We start from the raw sequence: 25,389 nt of genomic DNA on the forward strand, positions 1-25,389 counted from the left end.
GAAGGGCAGGGCACGACATGAGCATGCACGTCGGCATCGTCGGGGGCGGGATCGGCGGCCTGGCCGCCGCCATCGGCCTGCGCGCGCGAGGGATCGCGGTCACCGTCTTCGAGCAGGCGCCCGAGTTCGGCCGGGTCGGCGCGGACATCAACCTGACCCCCAACGCGGTCCGCGCGCTCGACGGCGTCGGTGGTGGTGTCGGGGTCGCGATCCGGGACTCGGCCGCGCGGCCGACGTACCGCATCAGCAGGACGTGGGACACCGGCGAGGAGACCTCGCGCCTGGAGATGGGCGACGCCGCGGAGCGGAAGTACGACGCCCCGCAGCTCACCATCCACCGGGCCGACCTGCTCTCCGCGCTCGAGCGGGAGCTGCCGCCCGAGGTGATCCGCCTCGGCCACCGGCTGGTTGCCCTCGACCAGGGGCCGGACGGCCCGGTGCGACTGGACTTCGACGGTGGCGCGACCGCGGAGGTCGACGTCGTGATCGGCGCCGACGGCATCCACTCCAGCGTGCGGTCCGCGCTGTTCGGCAAGGAGAGCCCCGAGTTCACGGGGGTCGTGGCGTTCCGCGCGGTGGTCCCCTCGGACCGTCTCGACGTGCCGAACCTCGATGCCTTCACCAAGTGGTGGGGGCCGGACCCCGAGACCCAGATCGTCACGTTCCCGCTCAACCGCGGGCGGGACACGTTCATCTTCGCGACGACCCCGCAGGAGTCCTGGACCGAGGAGTCCTGGACGACGCCGGGCGACGTCGTCGAGCTGCGGGCGATGTACGCGCACTTCCACCCCGAGGCGCGGGCCCTGCTCGACGCCTGCGAGTCGGTCCTCAAGTCCGCGCTCTACGTCCGCGACCCGCTGCCGCAGTGGTCCCTGGGCCGGGCCACCCTGCTCGGCGACGCCGCGCACCCGATGATGCCGTTCATGGCGCAGGGCGCTGCCATGTCGATCGAGGACGCGGTCGTGCTGACCCGGGCGATCGCAGACGGCGCCGCCGATGTCGGGCAGGCGCTGAAGGGCTACGAGGCCGCACGCCTGCCCCGCACCAGCCGGATCCAGGTCGGCTCGCGCGGCAACACCTGGTTGAAGTCGTCGGGCGACGCCGACTGGGTCTATGCCTACGACGCCTGGCAGGTCGCGCTGGCCTGACGGCCCGGCGTGCCGGTCACGAGACCGGCGCCTCGCCCAGCGTGACGGTGGCCGACTCGGTCGAACCGGTGGCGGTGGTCCAGGTGACGGTGACCCGGTCGCCGGCCGCGTGGGCGCTGATCGCGGCACGGAGCTCGTCGGTCGTGCCCACCGCGGTGCCGTCGACGCGGGTGATCGTGTCGCCGGCGGCGATGCCTGCGGAGGCGGCGGCACTGCTGTGGGTGACCTCGGCGACCAGCGGTGCGCCGGCCGAGGGGTCGAGGGCGACGCCGAGGTAGCCGTCGTACCCGAGCTCGACGCCGCTGCCGGTGTCGCCCGACTCGATCTGCGCGACGACCCGCTCCACGGTGGCGACCGGGATCGCGTAGCCGGTGACGTCGCTGCTGCCGCTCGACGCGGCGACGTTCATGCCGACGACCTCGCCGTCGGCGTCCAGCACGGCGCCGCCGGAGTCGCCGGGGACGACGTAGGCGTCCATCCGGATCAGGTCGGTCAGTGCAGTGCCGCCGGGGGACCCGTCGGTGCTCTCGACGGTGATGTCGTCGTGCAACGCGGCGACCGTGCCGGGGGAGGCGGTCAACGAGCCGCCGTCGCCGCCCGCGTCACCGACCGAGGTGATCTCGTCGCCGACGGCGGCCGCGGTGTCGGACAGCTCGACCGGGGTCAGTCCGCTCGCGTCCTCCAGCTGCAGGACGGCGACGTCGGTGGTGGCGTTCGCGCCGACGTACCGCGCGGTGTAGGTGCGCCCCGTCGTCACGACCGTCACCTCGATGGCCGTCGCGCCCTCGACGACGTGGTGGTTGGTGACGATCGTGCCGTCGGAGTCGAGGACCAGCCCGGTGCCGGCACTGGTCCCGTTGGTGAGCGTCGAGGAGATCTCGACGACTCCGGTCGACTGCTCGTCCGTCGCGTCGGCCGTGTCCCGGCCCGTGGCGCCGGGGACGTACGACTGGCGCCGGACATACGGCGTCGCCGGCACCTCCGGCGTCGTCGGGACCTGGGTCGTGGCCGCGCTCGACGTCGGGGCGGCCTCGTCCGCCAGCAGGTGCGTGGCGACGGCGGCGCCGCCCGCACCGGTCGCGACGAGCAGCAGGGCGGCGGTACCGAGGGCGAGGGGGTGACGGGTCATGCCCCGATGCTGCGCACCCTGCCTGTGCGGCGGCTGTGTCCCGGCCCAGCGCGGGCCACGAGGTCCGCGCTCAGCCGCGCCCGGCGGCCAGCATCTCCTCGCGGGTCGCCACCTTCACCCGGGCGCGGCCCTCGGCCTCGCCCAGCGCGACCTCGTGCGCGTCCAGCCGCTCCCACGCGGTGTGGGTGACGACGTCCACCTCGCGCTCGGCGAAGTACGCGTCGACGTCCTCGGTGCGCCGGGCGGTCGCCGTCTCCCGGGTCTCGGCGAGCAGGTGCGCGACGGTCTCGGCCGCGTCGGACTTGGTGTGCCCGATCAGGCCCACGGGTCCGCGCTTGATCCAGCCGGTCACGTACGTACCGGGGATCGGGGTGCCGTCCAGGTCGAGCACCCGGCCGCCGTCGTTCGGGATGACCGCGGCGCGGTCGTCGAACGGCAGGCCGGGCAGCGCGCTGCTGCGGTAGCCGATGGCGCGGTAGACCTGCTGCACGTCCCAGTCGGTCACCTCGCCGGTGCCCTCGACGTTGCCGTCGGCGTTGGGGGAGTGGGTGCGCTCGGTGCGCAGCGTGGTGACCCTGCCGTCGGCGTCGGCGACGATCTCGATGGGCGCCTCGGCGAAGTGCAGGTGGATCCGGTGCGGCTTGCCGACCGGGTCGGCACCTACCCAGCTGGTGAGCGTGTTGAGCACCATCTTCTGCGACTTGTGCTCGGCGATGTGCGCCATCCCGTGCTCGTCCACGTCGAAGCCCTCGGGGTGCACGATCACCTCGACGTCGGGCGAGTGGTTGAGCTCGCGCAGCTCCAGCGGCGAGAACTTCGCGTACGCCGGCCCACGGCGCGCGAACACGTGCACGTCGGTGATGGTCTTGGCCTTCAGGCCCGCGTGGACGTGGGCCGGGATGTCGGTGACGAGCATCTCGTCGCCGGTCTTGGCGAGCACCCGGGCCACGTCGAGCGCCACGTTGCCGACACCGAGGACGGCGACGCTGGTCGCCTCGAGCGGCCACGTCTGCGGCACGTCCGGGTGGGCGTCGTACCAGGAGACGAAGTCGGCGGCGCCGTACGAGTGCTCCTCGCCGGGGATGCCGAGGTCGCGGTCGCCCATCGCGCCGGTCGAGACGACCACCGCGTCGTAGAACTCGCGCAGGTCCTCGAGCTTCACGTCGACGCCGTACTCCACGTTGCCGAGGAAGCGGACCTCCGGCTTGGCGATCACCCGCTGCAGCGCCTTGATGATCTCCTTGATCCGCGGGTGGTCCGGTGCGACGCCGTACCGGACCAGGCCGAAGGGAGCGGGAAGCCGCTCGAGGATGTCGACGGACACGTCGGTGTCCGCCTTGGTGAGGATGTCGGCGGCGTAGATGCCGGCCGGGCCACCGCCGACGATCGCAACACGGAGAGTCATGTCAACGAGTCTGGGCGTTCGCACCGGCTCACAGAACGAGGTTGTGGTTGGGTGCTCACAAGGTCGTCTTGGGAGTCCCGTGACGTGAGTCACCGCCGGGTCACGGCAGGGTCGTCAGCAGGGTGTCCATCGTCGACTCCTCGGCGCTCGCCTTGGGGTGGCTGGCCCGGACCGAGGTGAGGACGTCGTCGATCTGGTGGTCGAGGACGTTCCACGCCGCGCAGTCGGCCGGCTGGAGGTCGGCCTGGTCGTTGTCCCACGCGGTCTCCAGGTCGGTGATCCGCTTGGTGGCGCCGCCCTGGTCCCCGCTTGCCACGAGCTGACGGGTGTCCTCCACGATGGTGCGGTAGCTCGACGTCGTCGCTGCCGGGAACGCCGTACCCGCTCGGGTGTGGGCCTCTCCGGCGCTGATCGGGCCGGCCGCGCAGGACGGGGCCTTGCCCTCCTCCGCATCGAGCGCGCTGACGTGCGGCTGGCTGTTGGCGTAGGCGAGCAGACCGACCGTGAGCGCCGCGAGGGCGCCGAACCCGGCCAGGGCGACGCGTTCGCGGGTCGGGGCGACGTCGTACGACGGCTCGTCGTTCGTGCGCCGCTCGGTGACGTCACTGCGGGTGATCGTGAGAAGCACGACGGTGGCCAGGATGGTGCCGAGGAACACTGCGCTGGTGCCGAAGGTGCCCAGGCCCAGACCCTGCTCCGACTTGGGCGAGGCGAGCCAGTCGCCGATGTTGGCGCCGAGCGGGCGGGTGAGGATGTAGGCGACCCAGAACGACAGCACCGGGTTGGCGCCGAAGCGCCACAGGGCGGTCACCGCGGCGATCAGGCCGAGCGGCAGGAGCACCGAGCGGCCGGGGCCCCAGCCGGTGAGCTCGAGGGTCCAGTCGCCGGTGGCGGTGCCCAGGGCGAAGGTGACCAGGACGGCCAGCCAGTAGAAGGCCTCGCGCGGGGTGGTGACGATGCTGTGGATCGACAGGGTGCGCTCGCGGGCCCACCAGATCCCGAACACCGCGGCGAGCGCGACCGAGAACACGGTGGTGCTGATCCACAGGGGGACGCCGAGCTGGTCGGTGAGGATGTCGGTGTAGAGGGTGCCGGTGACGCTGACGACGACGACGGTGAGCCAGTAGAGGGCCCGGACATAGCGCCGGGCACGCATCTGGACGGCGAGGGCCACCGCGAAGACGGCGGTGAAGATGATGGCGGTGCGGACCAGTCCGACACCGAGGTTCACGTTGATCCAGTCGGCGAAGCTCTCGCCCACTGTTGTGCACAGGACCTTGATGATCCAGAACCAGGCGGTGACCTCCGGGACCTTGTTCAGCAGCAGGGCCCGTGTGGAGCGGGAGGGAGTTGTCGAGGCTGTCGTGGACATGGGCCGAGGGTGGCCGACCCGACCTGTCAGGAACCTGACTGCTCGAATCGGTAGCCGACGCCCCGGGCGGTGGTGATCTCGGCCGCCATGTCGACCTCGGAGATCTTGCGTCGCACCCGGCGCAGGTAGGAGTCGAGGGTGTTCTCGCTGACCATCGCGCCGTCGGGCCAGGCGGCCGCGACGAGCGTGGCGCGGCGGACCACCTCGCCGGGACGGGCCATCAAGGTGGCCAGGATCCGGAACTCCGTAGGGCTGAGTGCCACCTCGCCGGACCCGTCGACCAGTGCGTGCCGCGTCGGGTCGAGCCGGACCCCGTTCGTGGTCGCCGTGGCTGGCGCACTACGGCGTACCAGCACCTCGACCCTGGCGAGCAGCTCCTTCACCGCGAAGGGCTTGACCAGGTAGTCGTCAGCGCCGGCGCCGAAACCGGCAAGCCGGTCGTGGAGGGCGTCGAGCGCGGTCAGGAAGAGCACCGGCGCCTCCTGGCCTCCTGCCCGCAGCGCCTGGCACAGGTCGCGACCGTCGCCGTCGGGCAGGCCGACGTCGAGGATCAGGGCGCCAATCTGGGTCGGGGCGGCCAGCAGCCGCATCGCCTCGCCGGCGTCGTGCGCGACCACCGGCTCGTGGCCGGCCAGTCGCAGCGCGTCGGCCACGACGCGGCGGATCTCGGGATCGTCCTCGCACACTCCGACCCGCGCCATGCCGACCAGCCTGCCATGCTGGCCGCGTGCGCAGGCGGATCGTGGTCTCGACGGTGCTGCTGATGCTCGCGGTCATGGTCGCGGTCGGCTGCGGTATCCAGATCGTGCTCGCGCTGACGGCCGAGCGCGACATCGGCCGCGTCCTCGAGGCGCGCACCGACACGGTGATCGCGGTCGCACGCTCCGACGGCTCGGCTGCCGTTGCACTGGCCGGCCGGGTCGAGCCCGGGGTGCGGGTGTACGACGCCGCGGGATCGGTCGTGGTGGACACCCTCGCCTCCTCCGAGCGTGCAGGAGCCGACCGGCTCGCGCGCGTGAGGTCGGTGCGTGACCTCGCGCCGAACGAGAGCGTGCGGCTGCGGGCGACGCCGTTCCGCACGCCCGCCGGGTGGCACGGCGTGGTGGTGGTCGCGGAGCCGACCGGGCCCTACGAGCGGGCGGAGCGGTACGCCCTCCTCGCGACCGTCGTGGCCGGCGCCGTCGTCCTGCTGGCCAGTGGCCTGCTCGCGAGCCGGATCACCTCGCAGGCGCTGCGGCCGGTGGCGACGATGGCCGACCGGGCAGCGGACTGGAGCGCCCGCGACGTCGGCCGCCGCTTCGGGGAGGTCCCTGACGGCCCGGAGCTCGCGCACCTCGCGACCACCCTCGACGGCTGCTCGACCGGGTCGCGCGGGCCCTGGAGTCCGAGCAGCGGCTGACCTCCGAGCTTGCCCATGAGCTGCGGACCCCGCTCACCGGCATCGTCGGGACGGTCGAGCTGCTGGAGCTGCGAGGAGGCGGTGCGCCGGAGGATCGGGCCGACCTGGCCCGGGTCCTCGGCCTGGCCCGCTCCATGAGCGAGACGATCACGACCCTGCTGGCGATGGCGCGCGAGCGCGCATCCCACGGAGACCCGACCCATGTCGACGACGTGATCGACGAGCTGCGTGACGCGGCCGGCGAGACGGTCGAGCTCGTCGCCGACGTGGCCTCCGACGCCGCGGTCATCGTCCCCGCTGCGGTGCTGGTGCGGGTGCTGGCGCCGGTGGTGGACAACGCCGCGCGGTTCGCTGAGTCCAGGGTCGACGTGGAGGCACGCCGCGAGGGCGGCTCCGTCGTCATCGAGGTGGAGGACGACGGACCGGGCCTGGCCGCGGGGGTGCGGGAGCGCGCGTTCGAGCCCGGCTTCTCGGGCCGCGGCGGCACCGGCCTGGGGCTCCCGCTGAGTCGCCGGATCGCCGCCACGGTGGGTGGTTCGGTCGAGGCGGTGGACGCGCGGGGGAGCGGCGCGCGGTTCCGGGTCGCCCTTCCTGCGGCGCCCGACCGTGCTCACAACGTATCGTTGTGAGCATGCTCGGCCCCCACGTCCCCGACCTGCGTGCGCTGGAGCTGCTCGTCGTCGTCGCCCGGACCGGTTCGCTGGGGGCTGCCGCCACTGAGCTGGGCATCAGCCAGCAGGCCGCGTCCTCCCGGGTGCGGACCATGGAGGCGCTCGTCGGGGAGCCGCTCGTGGCCCGCAGCAAGCGCGGCTCGGAGCTGACGCCGACCGGCGAGCTGGTCGTGCAGTGGGCCGACCGGGTGCTCGACGCCGCACAGGAGCTGGACGCCGGCATCGCCGCCCTGCGGGCCGATCGTCGCGGCCACCTCGACATCGCCGCCAGCCTCACCATCGCCGAGCATCTGCTGCCCGGCTGGCTGGTCGGCCTGCGCGCGCAGCAGGTGCAGCGCGGCCAGCAGCCGACCGAGGTCAGGATGACCGCGACCAACAGCGTCCGGGTGGCCGAGCTGGTCGAGGGCGGCGACGTGGCGCTCGGGTTCGTCGAGGGTCCCGAGGCCCCGCGCGGCCTGCGTCGCCGCCTGGTCGGCACCGACGAGCTGCTCGTCGTCGTCGGACCCCAGCACCCGTGGTCGCTGAGGTCCCGTCGCCGGGTGAGCGCCGAGACCCTCGCGGCCACGCCGCTCGTCGTACGGGAGGCGGGGTCGGGCACCCGCACCGTCCTCGAGCGGGCCCTCGCCGACCTGCCCCGCGCGACGCCCGTCCTCGAGCTCTCCAGCACCGCTGCCGTGCGAGCCGCCGTCGCCGCCGGTGCCGGTCCGGCCGCGGTCGGCGCGCACGCCGTACGCGACGACCTCGCCACCGGTCGGCTGGTCCGGATCACCGTCACCGGCCTCGACCTCACCCGCCGCCTGCACGCGGTCTGGAAGGGCGGGCCGCACCCGCCCGAGGGACCGGCGCGCGAGCTGGTCGCCTGGGCCGCTCGCAGTCCTCGTACCTGACGAATCTGTCGTGGACCGGCCACGGAAGGAGCAGATCCGTCAGGTACGACGGTGCCGGAGCCAGATCTCGCGCTGCGCGGGTGTGAGCGCGCGCCGACGCGCCACGGTCGAGGTGTCGACCCACCAGTCGGGCTGTGCGAGTGTCCAGGTGCGTGGCACGGTCGGCCCGGCGGCGCGGGCCAGCGCTCCGTCGAGCCGGTACCGGAAGCGCGCCGCTTCGCCGCGTCCCGCCATCATCGTGACCACCTCGATGCCCGCCCGGCGAGTGAGCTCCTCACGCATCAGGTCGCGACTGTGCCGACCGCCCTCCAGGTGATCGACGCCGTCGTAGTCGCCGGCGACGCCCGCTACGGGGTCGAGAAGGTCGGGGGTGAACAGGTGGCGGCCCTGCAGGTCGAAGATCGGGGCATTGCAGAGCAGGATGCCGCTGCGGTGCTGGTGCCAGATCCGCCGCATCACGACCTCCATCGGCGACCAGGCGTTCTCGTCGGCCACGGCGAGGGCGCGTTCGAGGCGGCGCTTGCCGCGGCGGCTGATCAGGCGTGCGGTGTAGGCGTGCAGGGAGGCGAGGTCGACCAGGTCGTCGTACGCGGCCATGTCGATCGCGCGGACGGCGGCGATGTCGTCGGAGGCGGTGCGGGCTTCGAAGGTGACCGAGCGCAACGGGATCGTGACGGGGAGCCCGTCGATGACGACGACGTCGTCGGCGAAGAGCCAGTCCTCCGAGAGGGTCACCCCCGGCCGCTTGCGGGCGACCCGTCGGTCGCCCAGCGCCACCGGCACCGGCAGCGCCGACCCGTCGGCGGCGACACCGTCGAACCACCGTGCTTCGAGCCAGCTCAGTGCGGCCCAGCCGGTCGCTGCCGAGCCGGGTGGGAGGCAGGCGACGGCTTCGAGGATGCGTTGCTGCGTCGTGAGGGCGACGTCGGCGGGCACGAAGTGGTACGGCCCGGCAGTGCGCCAGCGCCGTCCACGGACCTGCCCTGGGGTCGGCCCGGCACGGCCGGACGGATCGATGCGCACCGGCACGACCAGACCGGAGCGGGTGATGTCGAGTCCCATGCCGGCGAGCATGGGTGAGATCGGGAGTGGTTGCGAGGCTCATCCACAGGCCGCGCGGAGCCTGGCACGTCGTACCTGACGGATCTGTCGCGATCTGCCCGTCGAGAGAGCAGATTCGTCAGGTACGACGCGAGCCCGGGTCAGGCGTGGGCCGGGGTGCGGGCCAGGATCTCGGCGATCGAGTCGTCGGTGCAGTCGGCCCAGAATCCGCCGACGACGTCCTCGAGCTGGGTGAACGAGTCAGCGACGTACAGCACGTCCTGGTAGTCGGTGATGTCGTAGAGCTGGGTGCCCATCGCGGCGATGTCGAGCGGGCGGATGTTCATGCCGCGGAACGCCTCGATCTCGCCGGGGGAGGAGAGGATGCCGGCGCCGTACGCCTTGAGCTCGCCGGACTCCCACAGCACGCCGAACTCGAGGGTGAACCAGAAGACCTTGCTGACGAACTCCAGCGCCTCGGTGGTGCGGACCCGGCGGGAGGCCTGGCCGGCGAGCTCGTAGAGCGCGGTGAAGCGCGGGTTCGCGAGGGTGTTGCCGTGGCCGACGACCTCGTGCAGCACGTCGGGCTCGGGCGTGTAGAGCGGCACCGAGTGGTGGCGGACGTACTGCGTGGACCAGAACCCCCTGTCGGCGAGCGTGCCGTAGAACTCGCGCAGCGGGACCAGGCCGGCGGCGGGGCGGTAGCTGAAGCCGGTCAGCGGCGCGAGCCACTCGCTGACCTCGGCGAGCTGCGGGATCCGGTCGATCGGGAGGCCGAGGGACTCCTTGCCGTCGAGGAACTCACGGCAGCCGTAGGCGCGGTGCTTGGTCACCAGCGCCTCGCTGACGACCCGCCACACCTCGTGCTCGTCGGCGGTGTACTCCGCCGTCGGGCAGGGCTGGCCCGGACGCCAGTTGCTGGCGAGGGTGGCGAGGGCGTCGCGACGGGCGCGGTACGCCGGGTCGGCGAACCCGGGGTGGTCGGCACCGAGATGGACCTTGAGCGAACCGTCCTCGTCGGCGGTCACGGGCGCGAAGTACTGACCTTCCTCGAACATGGCAGCAGTCTGTGACTCGGTCCACACAAATGCGAGTCGGGTCGGACGAATGGCTATCCGTGACGCCTGATCGGTGGCAATCTGTCTCGTATGGATGGTGTCGACAGCGAGATTCTGGACGTCCTGCGGGCCGACTCCCGGACCTCGATCCGGGAGGTCGCCGAGCGCGTGGGGATCAGCCGGGCCAGCGCCTACGCGCGGGTCAGGCGGCTCGTGGACACGGGCGTGATCCGCGGGTTCACCATCGACGTCGACCCCGCGGCGCTGGGACTGGGCCTGCCGGCGTACATCCACGTCCGGATCAAGCAGAACACCTGGAAGACGTTCCGCTCGAAGGTGTGGGCGATGGAGGAGGCCGCGCACGTCGCGCTGGTGGCCGGTGACTTCGACTGCGTGATCCTGGTCCGCGCCCGCGACGCCGAGCACCTGCGCGAGCTGGTCCTCGAGCGGATCCAGTCGCTGCCCGAGGTCGTCGCGACCCAGACCGTGCTGGTGTTCGAGGAGCACGTCGGTCACTGATCTGCGAGCCTGTGCGCATGGCTGGGCTCGCGTTCGTGTTCGGTGGTTCGGAGGGGATCGGCCTCGCGGTCGCGGAGCGGCTGGTCGCCTCCGGGCGGCGGGTGGTGGTGCTGTCGCGGTCGGCGGCCAAGCTGGACGCGGCACTGGTCCGGCTGGGGACCGGTGCACTCGCTCGGGCGGTTGACGTGTCGGACCCGCTGGCGACCCGAGCCGCGGTCGACGTGCTGGTCGCCGAGGTCGGCGTACCCGGCCTGGTGGTGACGACCGCGGGCTATGCGCGGCCCGGGTACCTCGAGGACCTGCCGGCCGAGGACGTGACCGGCATGGTCACGACCAACCTGCTCGGCACCATCAACGTCTGCCGCGCGGTGCTGCCACACCTGCGTGCCTCCGGCAGCGGCACCATCGTCACGACCTCCTCGATGGCCGGGCTCGCCGGGGTGTTCGGCTACACGGTCTACAGCGCGACGAAGTTCGGCGTGATCGGGTTCTCCGAGGCGCTGCGCCGCGAGGTCCGGCCCTACGGGCTGCGGGTGCTGGTCCTGTGCCCGCCGAACACGCTGACCCCCGGCTTCGACGAGGAGAACCGGCACAAGCCGGCCGAGGTGCTCGCCGCGGAGGAGAGCGTCGCGACGCTCGCGCCGGAGGCAGTGGCCGACGCGCTGGTGCGCGCGCTGGCCCGGCGGCGCGGGTTCCTCGTCGTACCCGGTCGAGACAGCCGGCTCGCCGCCGTCGCCATCCGACACCTGCCGTTCGTGGTCGACCGGGCCCTGCGGCGCCCGGAGGCCTCCTCAGGCTGAGCGCCGCCTGCGGTCATGGGCCTCGAGGAACTCGTGGAGGTGCAACCACGTCGTCTCCGGGGCCTTGGTGCCAGTCAGTACGCCGAGGTGCCCGCCCGGCGCGAGCGGCAGCCGCACGTCGGGTGAGCCGGTCAGCAGCTCACCGACGTGGTGCGCGGCGGCCGGCGGGACGAGGACGTCGGTCCTGCCCGCCACGTTCATGACCGGCACGGTCACGGTCGCCAGGTCGATGAGGTGGTTGGGGCCCTGGATCCGGCCGGTGGCGAGCTCGTTGCGCAGCGCGAGGCGCTGGTAGACCTGCAGCGTCGCCCGCCCGGGGTAGGCGAGCATGTTGTTCATGATGTGGTCGACCGCCTGCACCTGACCGAGGAACTCGCGGTCCTCGCGCTTGTTCCACAGGGTCCGCGGCTTCTTGAGGTACGTCGGCAGCGCGGTCGCCTTGAACCCGATGCTCACCACCGGCGCCGGTACCGAGCCCGCCGCCTTGAGCGCGGAGCCCACCACCTTGCCGCGGGTGACCTTCGAGGCCACCTGGACCGGGCGCAGCAGTGGCTGCTTGGACAGGTCGAACGGGCTGGCCACCATGGCCACGGAGCGGATCGGCAGGTCGCGGTGGACGGCCGTCGTACCGAGGGAGAGCAAGCCGCCCATGCACCACCCGACCAGGTGCACGTCCCTGCCGCCCGCGTCCTCGGACACCTTGCGGATCGCCGGCGGCAGCACGTCGTTGACGAAGTGCTCGATCCCGACCAGCCGGTCCTCGCCCCTGAGCGGGCCGTAGTCGACGAGGTACGTCGGCCGCCCGCGATCGACGAACGCCTGCGCGAGCGAGAGCCCCTGGCGCAGGTCGAAGCACTTCGCCTGCGAACCGAGCGGCGGCACGAGGAGCACGGGAATCCCCTTGCTGCGCACGCCCTTCGCCTTGTCGTAGCGGTGCAGCTCGCGGGTCCGCCCGGTGTCGATCACCTCCGACGGGGTGCGGGTCAGGTCGGCGATCCCGCCCTTGACGAGGAAGTCCCACAGGTTGAGGACGGACTGCTTCGAGGGAGCCTTCGGCGTAGCCACGGAGTCAGTGTGGCCCACGTCACGGGGGTGGTAGCACGACCCGTCGCGAAATTCCGGAGATTCCGAAGCAGTACCCAAACGGCGGTAAAGAAAATGGAAAAGCCATGACGCCCCGTCGCACTGGGCGTTTCCTTGTCGTCAGCGCTCGGGGGCTGCTCCTTCTCATCAATCCTCTCTCCAACCGGAGGCTTTGGCATGCGCCGACTCATCGACCGCCTTTCGGCGGCACGCCGCAACGACGGCGGCTTCACGCTCATCGAGCTCCTGATCGTCATCATCATCCTCGGCGTCCTCGCCGCCATCGTGGTCTTCTCCGTGCGGGGCATCACGGACACCGGCGACGAGGCCGCTTGCAAGGCGAACTACAAGACGGCGCAAACGGCCCTCGAGGCCTACTACGCGAACGACGCGACGAACTCGTACCCTGCGGCGCTCGCTGATCTGGTGCCCGACTTCCTTGCGACCGACCCCAGCGCCGCTGGAGTCGACGCCAAGGTCAAGGTCGGCTACACGCACATCACAACTCCCAGCGAGAGCTACACGCTCACGTCGGGTTCTGCCTGCACTCCCTGAGTCGCGCACTCGTAGCGCTCAGTTGGAGCTGGGGGCCGACGCCGTCGCGGCGGCCCCCAGTTCCCGCAACGCTCAGTACTGACTTACTGACTGGGGACATTCCGTGTTTCATTACCTGCACCGCATCGGCGACCGCGTCGACCATCTCCTGGCCGCGCTCTGGGACGCCAAGGGCACCGACCTGATGCTCACCGTCGGCCTTCCGCCGATGATCCGGGTCGACGGCACACTGATGCCCGTGCCCGGCCAGCCCGCGCTGACCCACGAGGACACGGACTCCCTGCTGGCCGAGGTGCTGACGCCCGAGCAGCGCGACGCCTGGGACGGCAGCCACGAGTACGACTTCTCCTTCTCGTGGCGCGAGCACGCCCGGATCCGTGGCAACGCCTTCACCCAGCGCGGCCTGACCGCCGTCGCGCTGCGGATGATCCCGCGCACCGTCCCGACACCCGACGAGCTGGGCTTGCCGCCGGTGCTCCGCGACCTTGCGATGAAGCACCAGGGCCTGATCCTGATGACCGGCCCGACCGGCTCGGGCAAGTCGACCACCCTGGCGTCCCTGATCGACCTGATCAACGCCAACCGCGGCTGCCACATCATCACCGTCGAGGACCCGATCGAGTACGTCCACGACCACAAGATGGCGGCGGTCAACCAGCGCGAGGTCGGCACCGACACCGAGAGCTTCCACAACGCACTCCGGTCCGTGCTCCGCGAGGACCCCGACGTCCTGCTCGTCGGCGAGATGCGCGACCTGGAGTCCATCCAGTTCGCCCTCACCGTCGCCGAGACCGGCCACCTCGTCTTCGCGACCCTGCACACCAATGACACCGCCCAGTCGCTGGGCCGCATGATCGACGTGTTCCCCGCCGAGCAGCAGGCCCAGATCCGGGTCCAGCTCGCGGCCGCCCTGTCGTGCGTGGTCTACCAGCGGCTGATCCCACGGATCGGCGGCGGCATGATCGCGGCGTACGAGGTGCTCACCGCCACGCCGGCCGTGCGCAACCTGATCAAGGAGGGCAAGACGCACCAGCTGCGCAACTCCCTCGTCACCGGCGCCCAGGACGGCATGGTCACGCTCGAGAAGTCCCTCTCGCAGCTGATCCAGCACGGCATCGTCGCGGAAGAGGAAGCGGTCGCCCGCAGCCTGTACCCGAAGGACATCGACGCTCGCCCGCGGTACGCGGCCGGCGTCGGCGTGAGCCAGTGAGGCGGCAGCACGTCAGATGAGGCTGAAGGGCAAGCACAGCAAGACCGATCCTGCGGTCGCCGCTCCCCGCACGGACGAGGACGACGAGCGGTTGGGCCGCATCCTGGTCGCGGCAGGCCGGATCCAGCCGTACCAGCTCGACGCGATCCGGGACCAGGACGGCTCGCTGGGACAGAAGCTCATCGCCAGTGGAGCGATCACGGACGACGCCCTCGCGCGCACGCTCGCCGACCACCACCAGGTCGACGTCGCGGACTTCCGCGCGCTCACGCCGACGGCCGAGGCGCTTGGCCTCCTCACCCGCGAGCAGGCCGTCACCCTCGATGCTCTCCCGATCTTCATCGACGACTCCAGCGTGGTCGTCGCCGTCCTCGACCCGTCGCCCGAGCGCGTGAAGGCGATCGCCGCCGTGCTCGAGATGCAGGTCCGCCCGCTCGTTGCGACCCGGCGCGACCTCGACCGCGGCTTGGCGACGTCCTACCGGGCGACGCACGAGGTCGGAGGACAGGTCCAGGCGTTCGAGGCCCGCGACGTGCTGCGCCGCGAGGCTGAGGGCCTCACCGACGTCAGCGTCAACGAGGAGGCGCCCGTCGTCCGCGTCGTCCAGTCGGTGATCACTCAAGCATTGCGCGACCGGGCCTCCGATATCCACGTCGAGCCGACCGGGGACCGGGTGCGGGTGCGCTACCGGATCGACGGTGCCCTGACCGAGGTGCTCGATCTGCCCGCATCGATCGGACCGGCCATCGTCAGCCGGGTGAAGATCCTGGGGGGCATGAACATCGTCGAGCGACGACGTCCCCAAGACGGCCAGATCTCCATGGAGATCGACGATCGAGCGGTCGACATCCGAGTCTCCACCACGGCGGTCGTCGGCGGTGAGAAGATCGTCATGCGGGTGCTGGACAAGAGCCGCCCGCTGTTCAAGCTCGAGCAGCTCGGCATGCCCGCGGACACCGCCGAGCGCTACTCCCAGCTGATCCACTCGCCCTTCGGCATGGTCATCTGCGCCGGCCCGACCGGTGGTGGCAAGACCACGACACTCTATGCGTCCCTCGGCGAGCTCAACAGCCCCGACAAGAACCTGATGACGATCGAGGACCCGGTCGAGTACACCTTCGACTCGATCAACCAGATCCAGATCAACGAGCAAGCAGGGATCACCTTCGCCGGCGGGCTCAAGTCCATCCTGCGCCAGGACCCGGACGTCATCCTCGTCGGCGAGATCCGTGACGTCGACACCGCCCGGATCGCCGTCCAGTCCGCCCTCACCGGCCACTTCGTGCTGTCCTCGCTGCACGCGACCGAGGCGGTCTCCGCCCTGTACCGACTGCTCGACATGGGCATCGAGGCCTTCCTCATCGCCTCGTCGGTGACCGCCGTCGTCGCGCAGCGCCTGGTACGACGCAGCTGCACCTCGTGCCTCGAGGCCTACCAACCCTCGCCTGACGAGCTCGCCTTCGTGCAGCAGTTCGGCGGCCAGGAGCCCATCGGCGGCTGGAGGCATGGAACCGGCTGCCACTTCTGCGCCCACACCGGATACCTGGAGCGAATCGGTGTCTACGAGATGCTCGTCGTCACCGACGAGGTGCGGGAGCTGATCGTCGACCGGGCGCCGCACGACCAGATGCGCAAGCTCGCCCGGAGCCAGGGGATGCGCACCTTGCAGGAGCAGGCGGTCCGCCTGGTCACCGACGGCACGACGACTGCCGCCGAAGTCATGCGCTCGATCTACATCGCAGGGGTCTGAACATGCCGAAGTACGCATTCGCAGGGGTCGATCTCGAGGGCAAGCGGGTCAAGGGCACCGAGAAGGCCGCCAGTCGCGGCGACGCCGAGGTCGCGCTCTACCAGCGCGATCTGCGCGACTTGCGGGTCACCGAGAAGAAGAGCGTCCTCCAGTACGAGATCTCGGGACCGCGGATCAAGAAGGCTGAGGTCATGCACCTCTCCCGGCAGATCGCCGCCTTCCTCCGGGCAGGCCTACCGATCCTGGACGCCGTGCACTCGATCGGCGCGGAGAGCGAGAACTCCTCGGTGCGCCGGATGATGCACGACATCGAGGACGGACTTCGGACGGGCGAGCGCTTCTCGGACACCCTCGAGCGCTACCCCAAGGTCTTCCCTGAGTTCTATCGCGGCATCGTCCGGTCGGCGGAGCTCACAGGCGAGCTCGACACGGTTCTGTCACGCCTGGCGATCTACATGGAGCGTGACCTCGAGGCGCGTCGCAAGATCAAGTCGGCGCTCATGTACCCGATCGCGGTCGCCGTCATGTCCGTGGTCACCGTCCTGGTACTGGCCGTCTACGTGCTACCGAAGTTCGAGGTGTTCTTCAAGGACCTCGATGCCGAGCTGCCGCTGCCGACACGGATGCTGCTCGGAATGACGGACTTCCTCGGCACGTGGTGGTGGGCGATCCTTACCGGATTCGTTGTCTGGGCCCTGTTCTTCCTCCTGTCGCAGCGGTTCGAGAAGGGCAAGTACGTCTGGCATGCGTTCCTGCTCAAGGTGCCGGTCCTCGGCGAGACGATTCAGTACTCCTTGGTGGAGCGGTTCTGTCGTGTGATGGCCTCGATGGTCGGCGCCGGTGTCAATCTCCAAGAGGCGATCCGTGTAGCGACCGACTCCCTGCGGAACCGGGTGTTCACAACGCGGCTGAAGGGGGTGACCGAGCAGATGCTGGAAGGTCAGGGCATCGCCGGCCCGCTGGCCCGCACGCGGCTGTTCCCGGGTACCGCGACGTCGATGCTGAGGGTCGGCGAGGAGACCGGGTCGATGGACACGCAGCTCGAAGTCACCGCGAACTACTACGAGGACGAGCTCGACTACAAGATCAACAAGCTGACCGCACTCTTCGAGCCCGTGGTCATCATCGTGATGGGCGGCATCGTCGGCTTCGTCGCAGTCGCGCTGGTCTCGGCCATGTACGGCATCTTCAACCAGGTCGACATCTGATGTTCGGAAGGCGACCGTGGCGAGCCGATGAGGGGGTAACCCTGATCGAGGTCCTTGTCGCCATCACGATCCTCGGAATCGCGGGTGTCGCGATCATGGCCGGACTCCAGACCAGCATCCTCGCCTCTGACATCCACAGGAAGCAGACGACCGGCGGTGCCTACGTTCGAAGCTACGCGGAGGCGCTCCAGCAGTACCTGACGGACAACCCGGGTGCATGGGTCCCGTGTGCACCGGTGGGGACGTGGGACGTGCAGGACCTACCTGCCTCGTACCGTCCGGACGTCCTGAACGGAGGTGCCTACGTCGGAACTCAGATCGCCTCCTCGCCTTACGCGGCGTTCGATGGGAACTCCAGCGGCTGCGGCGTCAACACTGCAGTCAGGCTCACCTTGCAGGTCGCGAGCACCAAGAACGGTGTCAAGTCGGCGACCTTGGAGACACTGGACGTCGTGATCCAGCGCCCGTGCGGCGGTGCGCAATGCCTGAGCTGAAGCTCTCCCGTCGTGCACGACGGGACGAAGGTGTGACCTTGATCGAACTCGTGATCACGGTCTCGATCATCGGCGTCGTCACCGTTGCGCTCACCGGCGTGATGCTGTCCTACCTTCGTAACACTGCAGACACCCAAGCCCGCCTCACCGAGTCGCATGACGTCCAGTTCGCGGCGGCCTACTGGCAGCGGGATGTCTCGAGCATCGGCGTGAGAGCAAAGGATCCCGACCCAGCCACGGGCATCTACGTCATGAACCAGTCGGTCTTCCAAGGGAGCGACCACGCCTGCGGGAGCGTTCCGGTTGACGCGACGGCGGTGGGCACGCTGGCCTGGAGCGACTATGCCGCTGCTGCGAACAACTCGACGGTCGAGCCGGAGACAGTCAAGGTCAGCTATGCGTGGCGCGGCCCGGTGGACGATGTGTACGAGCTCCTGCGCGTGCGTTGTGGCACCGACCCGTCAACGGTTCAGATCGCCGACAGCCTTGCCGCTCCGCCCGTGATGAGCTGCGTTCCAGGATGCACAGGACAGCCCCGTGTGGTGACCCTCGATCTCGACGTGAGAGATCCGAGCGGCGAGCACAACGATGGGGACTACTCGGTCACTCTGACCGGAGAGCGGAGGCAGTCGTGACCGGAGGAGTGCGGGCGCGCGGTCGCGTGCGGATCAGAAGCCTTCGCGATGACTCTGGGGCGATCCTGATCATCGCCATCGCCATCATCACGGTGGTGGCGGTCGTGGTCGGTGCGCTGCTGACGCGGGGTGACGGTTCGCTTCGCACGACAGTGAAACTGCGCCAGGTGGCCGGGACCACCTACGCTGCTGATGGCGCTGCCCAGGTCGCGGTGAACGCACTACGAACGGGATTTCACCACGAGAGCCAGGAGGGCAGCTCGTGGACCTTCACGAACCAGGACATCCCTGCTGTTCCGGGACTGCCCGAAGGGTGCTTCGGCTGGGACGGGTCCAACCAACCGGACCCGAACCTGCTGCTGTCCAACTTCTACCCGGCCCCCAAGTCCAGCGGCCAAGCGCCCACTTCTGCCTACGTCACGTGTGTCCCCGAGGACGACACGGGAGCGCAAGGGCCCCCGGTGCGGATCAACGACGCCAACAAGCCGGGCAACGCGATCTTGACCCTCTCGACGGACGCCGCGGAGCACGGCTTCACCTTCAAGTCGAACGGCAGTGGTGGCGCCTTCCGGGTCAGGGGCGGGATCTGGTCCAACTCTGACATCAACAGGGACAACAACGGCGTGCTCGAGTCCACCGAGAGCATCCGGGCACACGCGGGGTGCACGCCGGCGAACGCGATGAGCGCGCCCGTCGTCGACTGCAGCGCTGCTACCGCGCCCGATCCTGACTACAGGAGCGATCCCGACATCGCCGACGGAGCCGCAGGTGACGGGGTCGTGCCGGCCTATCGCACGCCGCCGGCCACTTGCCCCAACAACGGCTCGATCAGCCTGCAGCCCGGCTACTACGACGATGTCTCCAAGCTCAACAATCTCACGGACACGAACCAGACCTGCTTCATCCACATGCAGCCGGGCACGTACTACTTCGACTTCCACAACGACAGCGCGATCGGCGACCCCCTGTTCGATGCGGATGTCGCTGCCAACGCCGGCAATGTCTGGCGGATCGGCTCGCGGAAGACGATCGTCGCGGGAACTCTGACCAGCGACACCACTGTGCCGGGCCGTTGCGTCAACCCGATCAACGACGAGACCGCGCAGGGAGTCCAGCTCATCTTCGGCGCGACGAGTCGTATGGCGATCAACGCCACGGGCCAGGACACGTCGGTCGAAATCTGCGGTACATATCAGCTGACGCGCCCGCCCATCGCGGTGTACGGCCTCAAGAGTGGCACCGCAACGTCGACGGTCATCCCGCCGGCCAGCGCGCTGACGACGAGCGGGACTCCCACGGTCTCGACGGCCGGTACTGGCGGAACCTTCACGCAGGCGACGGCTGCCAATCTGCAATCGGTCAACGGCGTCGAGGCCACGAACGCCAACCTTGCGTATTGGCAGCGCACGGGAGCCGGCGGCAACAACAACCAGACCCAGTCGATCACCATGACTGGCTTCGGACCCGCCTCGGCCATCCCCGCCGGCAGCGTGCTCACCGGCGCTCGCCTGAAGGTCACCCACAAGTCGACCGGTCAGCAGAACACCATCACCGTCACGCCCAACCTCGGGACCGGGCCGATCAGCTACACGCTTCCGGCACGCCCTGCCCTCGGCACCGAGGACATCGACCTCTCCGCACGTACCGGTTGGGGGGCCTTCCAGAAGGCTGTGCACGACAACGGCTACACGGGAGCGTCGGTCCAGTTCAGCTCGACCCTTGGCCAGAACCAGCTCGCACAGCTCGATGCCGTGCGTCTAGAGCTGACCTACTACGTACCGCAATGGCGCCAGCAGACCGGCGCGGTGACCGCCACCAATGGCGCCAATCTCATCCAGGTGTCAGGAAACACGGCCTTCCTCTACATCCAGGGGACGACGTACGTGCCGAGGTCGTCGATCAGTCTCGACATGAACAACCTGCAGGAGTCTGTCTTCCGGTTCGGCGTCATTGCCCGATCGTTGTCGGTCTTCCAGACCGGATCGTTCGCGTTCGTCGGCGCAGTCATCGAGCTGCCCGACAACTCGGTGGGCTTGGGCTTCAAGAGCACCATCGTGCGGCTCGAGGTGGACGTGTGCCCAAACTCCGGCACGTGCAGCCATACGGACACTCCGGACCTCACGGCTAGAGTGCAGCTCTGGGCTCCGTCGGGCTCGCCGACGAAGAACAAGCGTCAGATCCGCATCCTGAGCTGGAGTCACAACCGCTGAGCGAGCAACAGTTCCTCGACGTCCTCGTCCCGGTGACGGCCGGCCTCCTCGGGCTGGCGATCGGGTCCTTCCTCAACGTCGTGGCGCACCGGGTGCCGGCGGGGGAGTCGGTGGTGAGCCCGCCGTCGGCGTGCCCGCGGTGCGGGCACCAGATCCGGAACCGGCACAACGTTCCGGTGCTGGGCTGGGTCGTGCTGAGGGGGCGGTGCTTCGACTGCGGGGAGCCGATCAGTGCGCGGTACCCGCTGGTGGAGGCCGGAACGGGGCTGGTGTTCGCGCTTGTGGCGTTGAGGTTCGGCACCGACGGGGACGGGCTGCGGCTGCTGCCGGCGTACCTGACGTTCGCGGCGGTGGCGATCGTGCTGGCGCTGATCGACCTCGACGTGCACCGGCTGCCGGACGCGATCGTGCTGCCGTCGTACCCGGTGCTGGCGGTGCTGCTGGTCATCGGCGGGGACGGGCACGCGCTGCTGCGGGCGCTCGAGGGTGGCGCGATCCTCGGGGCGTTCTTCTTCGTGGTCTGGTACGTCGCACCCGGCGGGATGGGGTTCGGGGACGTGAAGCTGTCCGGGCTGGTGGGTGCGATGACGGCGTACCTGACGTGGGGCACCTTCCTGGTGGGTGCGTTCCTCGGGTTCCTGCTCGGGGCGGTGGCCGGGGTGCTGCTCATGGCGGGTGGTAGAGCAGGCCGCAAGACGGCGGTGCCCTTCGGGCCGTTCATGGTGCTCGGGGCGTGGAGCGCCATCCTCGGAGCGGGGAACCTGGGGGACAGCTACCTGCGCTCGATCGGGTTCTGAACGACCCGCGGGGCCAGCCCGTTCGAACAAGGGGTAGAACATGTGTTCGAACAGGTGTAGGGTGGCCGCAGGCCGTACGGCGGGATGCTCCTAGTGGTCCCGGGGACCTGAGGCCCAGCGTTGCAGGACAGGGCGCGCACCCACCAGGTGCGTCACGACCGCTGAGCCGCGGAGGCTCCTCCTGGAAGGCGAGACCGAGCTGTCGCGCCCTCAGGAAGGAAGCCCCGGATGTCCACCGGCCTCCTCGCCCCGCCGCACCCGATCGTGGGCTGCGCGGACGCGCTTCGTGCGGCGTTGCAGGACGTCGCGGACGTGCAACCGGTGTTCATGTCGGTCGCGGAGAAGGAGGCCGCGCTGGTCGAGCTGGCCCGGGCGGAGGCCGGGCTCGCCGAGCTCAAGGCGCGGATCCTGGCCGTCGGCGACGACATCGCCGCCGAGCATGGTGCGCGGGACGTCGCGGCGTGGCTTGCGCACGCGACGCGGGCCGATCCTCGTGGTGCGAGAGCCGACCTCCATCTGGCGAAGGCGCTCGAGGGGCGGCGGGTGCTGGCGGCGGGCATGCGAGCGGGCGAGGTGTCGGCCGCCCAGGCGCGGGTGATCGTCGAGGCGGTCGAGGAGCTGCCGGCTGAGCTCGGACCGGTGCTGGCGGCGCAGGCCGAGCAGACGCTGGTCGGCTACGCCGCACACCATCCACCGCGGGAGCTGAAGCGGCTGGGGCGGCGGATCCTGGAGGTCGTGGCGCCGGAGGTCGCGGAGGCCGAGGAGGGGCGGCGGCTGGAGGAGGACGAGCGGCGGGCGCGGGAGAAGGCGTCGTTGCGGTTCCGCGACCTGGGGGAGGGGCGGACTCGGATCACGGGGGTGTTGCCGACCTCGGTGGCGGAGCGGTTGAAGCACTATCTGCAGGCGTTCACCTCGCCACGCCGGCGTGGGAACGACGCGGCGCGCGAGGAGAGGGTGCCGCAGCACCGGGCCTACGCGCAGGCGTTCGCGGCGTTGCTGGAGCTGTTGGACCCGGAGCGCCTGCCGGACCACGGTGGGGATGCGACCACGGTGATGGTCACGATGTCGCTCGACCAGCTGCTGAGCGACCTCGCTGCGGCGGGGGTGATCGCGGGCGACGGGGAGGAGGAGATCTCGGCGAGCGAGGCGCGGAGGCTGGCGTGCCAGGCGCAGATCATCCCGGCCGTGCTGGGCCTGAAGGGGGAGGTGCTCGACCTCGGACGGCGGATGCGGTTGTTCTCGAAGGCGCAGCGGCGTGCGTTGCGTCTTCGGGACAGGCGCTGCCGGGCGGAGGGGTGCACGATCCCGGCGGCGTGGACCGAGGCGCATCACCTACGGCCGTGGTCGGCAGGCGGGCCCACCGACCTGGCGAACGCCGTCAGCCTCTGCAGTCATCACCACCATCGCATCCACGACCGCACCTACCGTCCCGAGTTGCTGACCAACGGGGACGTCCGCTTCGAGCGGCGGACGTGAGCCGTGCGTAGGTCAGACCCGGTCGTCGTAGTGGTGCACCACGCGGTCGCGGTCGCGGCGCCACGGCGGCGCGACGACCAGGGACAGCACGATCGCCAGAGCGCCGGCGACGATCAGGATCGTGCCGAGCGCGTCGTCGTTCACGTAGCTGATGTCGACGGTGATCACGTCGAGCGCGAGCACGAGGCCCGCGACGAGCAGGAGGATGCCGAGTCCGATGTACATGGACCGGCGGTGCCCGGAAACGGCCGGTGCAGACCTCTCAGCGCTCGGTGAAGCAGACCAGGCAGGAGCGCGGGTCGTGCTGCAGGTGGCTCTCGTGCAGCCGCGAGGCGCGCAGGAGCAGGTCGTCCAGGGCGCGCTCGGACGCGGCGATCTCGAGGATCGTCTCCTCGAGCTCGGGGGACAGGCGCGGACCGGGCTCCGCGGTCCGGACGTCCGGCTCGGCATAGGTCGCCTCGAGTGCGCTCATGGTCCCTCCCCAAAATTGATGACCGAGACCCTCATGTCGAGGATCGGCAGTTCGGCCGGGAAGAGCAATGGTTCGAGGGAAGGTCAGGTCGGTCGCGTTCCACGGGTGACCCGATGGGGTCAGCGGACCGGGACCGGGGTCCCCTACTGCAGGGCGGCGGTCAGCCGGGCGACGTTGTCGACGTACTTCGCGCCGGGGGAGCGTTCCTCCCACGCCTCGAGGGTGAGCTCCTTGGACAGCGTGCGGTAGGTGTCCTCGACGCGGCGCATCTTCGCCACCACGGCGGGGTCCGGCATCATCAGCGACACCTCGTAGTTGAGCGCGAACGAGCGCAGGTCCATGTTGCTCGACCCGACCACGGCGACCTGGTCGTCGATCGTGAAGTGCTTCGAGTGGAGGATGTACGGCGCGGGGTACTGGTAGATCCGCACGCCCGCCTCGAGCAGTGCCTTGTAGTACGACGCCTGCGCGTGCCCCACGAGGAACTGGTCGGACACCTCACTGACGAACAGCTCGACGTCGATGCCGCGCTCGGCAGCGGTCGTGACGGCGTACAGGAGCGACTCGTCGGGGACGAAGTACGGCGAGGTGAGCGAGATCCGCTCCGTGGCCGCGTAGATCAGCGTGGTGAACATGCGCAGGTTGTTCTCCGCGACGATGCCGGGGCCGCTCGGCACCACCTGGCAGGGGACGTCGAAGACCTCCTCGGGCCGGCGGTCCTGCTCGCCGTGGACCGCGACCAGGTCGACGACGCGACCGGTCTCGACGTACCAGTCGGAGGCGAAGACGGCGTTGAGGGCGCCGACGACCGGCCCCTCCAGCCGCACCATCAGCTCGACCCACTCGCGGCCGAGCTTCTGGTTGGCGGGCTTGTTGTAACAGGGCTCGGTGAGGTTGAGCGAGCCGGTGAAGCCGACGCTGCCGTCGACGACCAGGATCTTGCGGTGGTTGCGCAGGTCGGGGCGGCGGAACCGGCCCCGCAGCGGCTTGATCGGCAGCATCGGGTGCCAGGCGATCTCGGTGCCGCGCAGCCGCTTGACCATCCTCCGGTAGCCCGGGATCCGGCGGGAGCCGATGTGGTCGAACAGCAGGCGTACGTCGACGCCGCGCTCGGTCGCGCGGATCATCGCCTGGAACACCGGGTCGGTCACGTCGTCCCAGGCGGTGATGTAGAACTGCACGTGCACGTGGCTGCGTGCCCGGTCGATCTCGCGGGCCATCTCGGCCATCAGCGCCCGGTAGTCGGACCACAGCTCGACCTCGTTGCCGCCGGTGATCGGCAGCGCGCCGAGGTTCTGGTTGAGCCTCGCCACGCCGGCCATCGCGGCCGGCAGCCGGCCCGCGTCGAACGACAGCGGCAGCTCGGCGCTGCGCTCCCGGATGGCGGCGATCGCCGTGCGCTGGCGGGTGATCCGGCGGTTGCCGAGCCGGGTGCGGCCGAGCAGCAGGAAGACCGAGAACCCGACGATCGGCTCGATCAGGATGAGCAGCAGCCAGGCCATGCCGGTCGACGGCTTCCTGTTGCCGGGAATGATCCCGAGGGCGACGAGGCGCAGCACCATGTCGAGACCGAAGACGATCCACCCGAGTGTCGACGTCGGAACCAGCAGATTCATGGGCGCAGCCTATGGAATCCTCGGTCCATGACACCGCCAGACGACAGCCTGTTCAGCCGTGTCGCCGGCGCGGTCACCGGCAAGGTCGTCGACGCGGTGCCGGTCGAGGAGATCCTCGAGCACGTCGACCTCGACGCCGTGCTCGACCAGATCGACGTCAACCACCTGCTCGAGCGGGTCGACGTCAACCGGCTCCTCGACCGGGTCGACGTCGACCGGCTGCTGGCCCGCGCGGACGTGGAGGCACTCGTGCAGCGCGCCGGGATCCCCGACATCGTGGCCGAGACCACGGGCCACCTGGCCGGGCGGACCCTCGACGTCGCGCGCAGCCAGGTCGCCGGCCTGGACACCGTGGTCACCGGCATCGTCGACCGGATCCTGCGGCGCCGCGGGCCCGCACCGCTCGGGCCGGCGCTGCTGGTGGAGCGGTGAGCCGCGCCAGCGTCACGGGTCG

Annotated in this window: 26 protein-coding genes and 1 pseudogene; 17 read left to right on the forward strand and 10 right to left on the reverse strand. The window is 70.2% G+C overall.

Annotation, left to right across the window (positions count from 1 at the left end; translation table 11 throughout):
* Positions 1-17: 17 nt before the first annotated feature.
* Entirely contained in the window at positions 18-1,148 is a 1,131-nt protein-coding gene (locus tag FBY23_RS10470; RefSeq protein ID WP_141798089.1) for an FAD-dependent monooxygenase, read from the forward strand.
* A gap of 16 nt (positions 1,149-1,164) precedes the next feature.
* Here FBY23_RS10470 and FBY23_RS10475 read toward each other — a convergent pair whose 3' ends face one another.
* From FBY23_RS10475 to FBY23_RS10490, 4 genes are all read right to left on the reverse strand, one after another.
* Positions 1,165-2,277 (reverse strand): S1C family serine protease, encoded by a 1,113-nt coding sequence (locus tag FBY23_RS10475; protein WP_141798090.1) that lies wholly within the window; start codon positions 2,275-2,277, stop codon positions 1,165-1,167.
* Between the two features lie 70 nt (positions 2,278-2,347).
* Positions 2,348-3,682 carry an FAD-dependent oxidoreductase gene (locus tag FBY23_RS10480; RefSeq protein WP_141798091.1) on the reverse strand — a complete coding sequence of 445 codons (1,335 nt, stop codon included), beginning with the start codon at positions 3,680-3,682 and terminating at the stop codon, positions 2,348-2,350.
* A 100-nt stretch (positions 3,683-3,782) separates the two neighbouring features.
* Positions 3,783-5,054, reverse strand: coding sequence for a hypothetical protein (locus FBY23_RS10485; RefSeq protein ID WP_141798092.1), 1,272 nt, complete (start codon positions 5,052-5,054; stop codon positions 3,783-3,785).
* A 26-nt stretch (positions 5,055-5,080) separates the two neighbouring features.
* Positions 5,081-5,755 carry a response regulator transcription factor gene (locus tag FBY23_RS10490; protein WP_141798093.1) on the reverse strand — a complete coding sequence of 225 codons (675 nt, stop codon included), beginning with the start codon at positions 5,753-5,755 and terminating at the stop codon, positions 5,081-5,083.
* A gap of 26 nt (positions 5,756-5,781) precedes the next feature.
* Between FBY23_RS10490 and FBY23_RS10495 the strand changes: the two genes are divergently transcribed.
* From FBY23_RS10495 to FBY23_RS10505, 4 genes and pseudogenes are all read left to right on the forward strand, one after another.
* Positions 5,782-6,453, forward strand: a complete 672-nt coding sequence (locus FBY23_RS10495) for a hypothetical protein (protein WP_141798094.1) — start codon at positions 5,782-5,784, stop codon at positions 6,451-6,453.
* Between the two features lie 41 nt (positions 6,454-6,494).
* A pseudogene (locus FBY23_RS26910) lies at positions 6,495-6,572 on the forward strand (hypothetical protein); the annotation flags it as partial.
* Positions 6,573-6,587: 15 nt separating this feature from the next.
* The gene (locus FBY23_RS10500; protein ID WP_222117789.1) at positions 6,588-7,082 is read left to right on the forward strand and encodes a sensor histidine kinase KdpD; all 495 of its coding nucleotides are present in this window, start codon (positions 6,588-6,590) and stop codon (positions 7,080-7,082) included.
* A 2-nt stretch (positions 7,083-7,084) separates the two neighbouring features.
* A complete protein-coding gene (locus tag FBY23_RS10505) occupies positions 7,085-8,011 on the forward strand; it encodes a LysR family transcriptional regulator (protein ID WP_141798096.1) in 927 nt (308 codons plus the stop codon).
* Between the two features lie 39 nt (positions 8,012-8,050).
* Here FBY23_RS10505 and FBY23_RS10510 read toward each other — a convergent pair whose 3' ends face one another.
* Positions 8,051-9,073 carry a hypothetical protein gene (locus FBY23_RS10510; protein WP_141798097.1) on the reverse strand — a complete coding sequence of 341 codons (1,023 nt, stop codon included), beginning with the start codon at positions 9,071-9,073 and terminating at the stop codon, positions 8,051-8,053.
* A gap of 140 nt (positions 9,074-9,213) precedes the next feature.
* Positions 9,214-10,110, reverse strand: a complete 897-nt coding sequence (locus FBY23_RS10515) for a phenylalanine 4-monooxygenase (protein ID WP_141798098.1) — start codon at positions 10,108-10,110, stop codon at positions 9,214-9,216.
* A gap of 90 nt (positions 10,111-10,200) precedes the next feature.
* On the opposite strand from FBY23_RS10515, the gene FBY23_RS10520 reads away from it, so the two are divergent.
* On the forward strand, positions 10,201-10,629 hold the full coding sequence (locus tag FBY23_RS10520) for an Lrp/AsnC family transcriptional regulator (protein WP_141798099.1): 429 nt from the start codon (positions 10,201-10,203) through the stop codon (positions 10,627-10,629).
* 17 nt (positions 10,630-10,646) lie between these two features.
* A complete protein-coding gene (locus tag FBY23_RS10525) occupies positions 10,647-11,429 on the forward strand; it encodes an SDR family oxidoreductase (RefSeq protein ID WP_141798100.1) in 783 nt (260 codons plus the stop codon).
* Here the strand turns inward: FBY23_RS10525 and FBY23_RS10530 are convergent.
* Complete coding sequence (locus FBY23_RS10530; RefSeq protein WP_141798101.1) at positions 11,421-12,494, reverse strand: alpha/beta fold hydrolase; 1,074 nt, start codon at positions 12,492-12,494, stop codon at positions 11,421-11,423. The genes FBY23_RS10525 and FBY23_RS10530 overlap by 9 nt on opposite strands.
* Before the next feature lie 195 nt (positions 12,495-12,689).
* Here FBY23_RS10530 and FBY23_RS10535 point away from each other — a divergent pair, with 195 nt between their 5' ends.
* The 9 genes from FBY23_RS10535 (at position 12,690) to FBY23_RS10575 (ending at position 22,847) form a co-directional block, all read left to right on the forward strand.
* Entirely contained in the window at positions 12,690-13,067 is a 378-nt protein-coding gene (locus FBY23_RS10535; protein WP_141798102.1) for a prepilin-type N-terminal cleavage/methylation domain-containing protein, read from the forward strand.
* 103 nt (positions 13,068-13,170) lie between these two features.
* Positions 13,171-14,277 (forward strand): type IV pilus twitching motility protein PilT, encoded by a 1,107-nt coding sequence (locus tag FBY23_RS10540; protein WP_260805890.1) that lies wholly within the window; start codon positions 13,171-13,173, stop codon positions 14,275-14,277.
* 16 nt (positions 14,278-14,293) lie between these two features.
* Positions 14,294-16,027, forward strand: coding sequence for a GspE/PulE family protein (locus tag FBY23_RS10545; protein ID WP_141798103.1), 1,734 nt, complete (start codon positions 14,294-14,296; stop codon positions 16,025-16,027).
* Positions 16,028-16,029: 2 nt separating this feature from the next.
* On the forward strand, positions 16,030-17,235 hold the full coding sequence (locus FBY23_RS10550; RefSeq protein WP_141798104.1) for a type II secretion system F family protein: 1,206 nt from the start codon (positions 16,030-16,032) through the stop codon (positions 17,233-17,235).
* Positions 17,235-17,729: a type II secretion system protein gene (locus FBY23_RS10555; RefSeq protein WP_141798105.1), complete on the forward strand. Its 495-nt coding sequence runs from the start codon at positions 17,235-17,237 to the stop codon at positions 17,727-17,729. The genes FBY23_RS10550 and FBY23_RS10555 overlap by 1 nt, the downstream gene beginning before the upstream one ends.
* Positions 17,717-18,364, forward strand: coding sequence for a type II secretion system protein (locus FBY23_RS10560; protein ID WP_160158214.1), 648 nt, complete (start codon positions 17,717-17,719; stop codon positions 18,362-18,364). Before FBY23_RS10555 ends, FBY23_RS10560 begins: the two co-directional genes overlap by 13 nt.
* On the forward strand, positions 18,361-20,574 hold the full coding sequence (locus FBY23_RS10565) for a hypothetical protein (protein ID WP_141798107.1): 2,214 nt from the start codon (positions 18,361-18,363) through the stop codon (positions 20,572-20,574). The genes FBY23_RS10560 and FBY23_RS10565 overlap by 4 nt, the downstream gene beginning before the upstream one ends.
* 32 nt (positions 20,575-20,606) lie before the next feature.
* The gene (locus tag FBY23_RS10570) at positions 20,607-21,371 is read left to right on the forward strand and encodes an A24 family peptidase (protein WP_222117790.1); all 765 of its coding nucleotides are present in this window, start codon (positions 20,607-20,609) and stop codon (positions 21,369-21,371) included.
* Between the two features lie 228 nt (positions 21,372-21,599).
* The gene (locus FBY23_RS10575; RefSeq protein WP_141798109.1) at positions 21,600-22,847 is read left to right on the forward strand and encodes an HNH endonuclease signature motif containing protein; all 1,248 of its coding nucleotides are present in this window, start codon (positions 21,600-21,602) and stop codon (positions 22,845-22,847) included.
* A 12-nt stretch (positions 22,848-22,859) separates the two neighbouring features.
* On the opposite strand, the gene FBY23_RS10580 is transcribed toward FBY23_RS10575, so the two are convergent.
* The 3 genes from FBY23_RS10580 to cls all read right to left on the reverse strand — a co-directional run bounded on the left by FBY23_RS10580 (position 22,860) and on the right by cls (position 24,935).
* Positions 22,860-23,072: a DUF6458 family protein gene (locus FBY23_RS10580; RefSeq protein ID WP_141798110.1), complete on the reverse strand. Its 213-nt coding sequence runs from the start codon at positions 23,070-23,072 to the stop codon at positions 22,860-22,862.
* A 37-nt stretch (positions 23,073-23,109) separates the two neighbouring features.
* Entirely contained in the window at positions 23,110-23,319 is a 210-nt protein-coding gene (locus tag FBY23_RS10585) for a hypothetical protein (protein WP_141798111.1), read from the reverse strand.
* Positions 23,320-23,462: 143 nt separating this feature from the next.
* Entirely contained in the window at positions 23,463-24,935 is a 1,473-nt protein-coding gene (gene cls, locus FBY23_RS10590) for a cardiolipin synthase (protein ID WP_141798112.1), read from the reverse strand.
* Positions 24,936-24,962: 27 nt separating this feature from the next.
* Here cls and FBY23_RS10595 point away from each other — a divergent pair, with 27 nt between their 5' ends.
* Positions 24,963-25,367: a hypothetical protein gene (locus tag FBY23_RS10595; RefSeq protein WP_141798113.1), complete on the forward strand. Its 405-nt coding sequence runs from the start codon at positions 24,963-24,965 to the stop codon at positions 25,365-25,367.
* The last annotated feature ends 22 nt before the right edge of the window (positions 25,368-25,389 follow it).

It is taken from the genome of Nocardioides sp. SLBN-35 (assembly GCF_006715725.1).
Taxonomy (GTDB): domain Bacteria; phylum Actinomycetota; class Actinomycetes; order Propionibacteriales; family Nocardioidaceae; genus Nocardioides.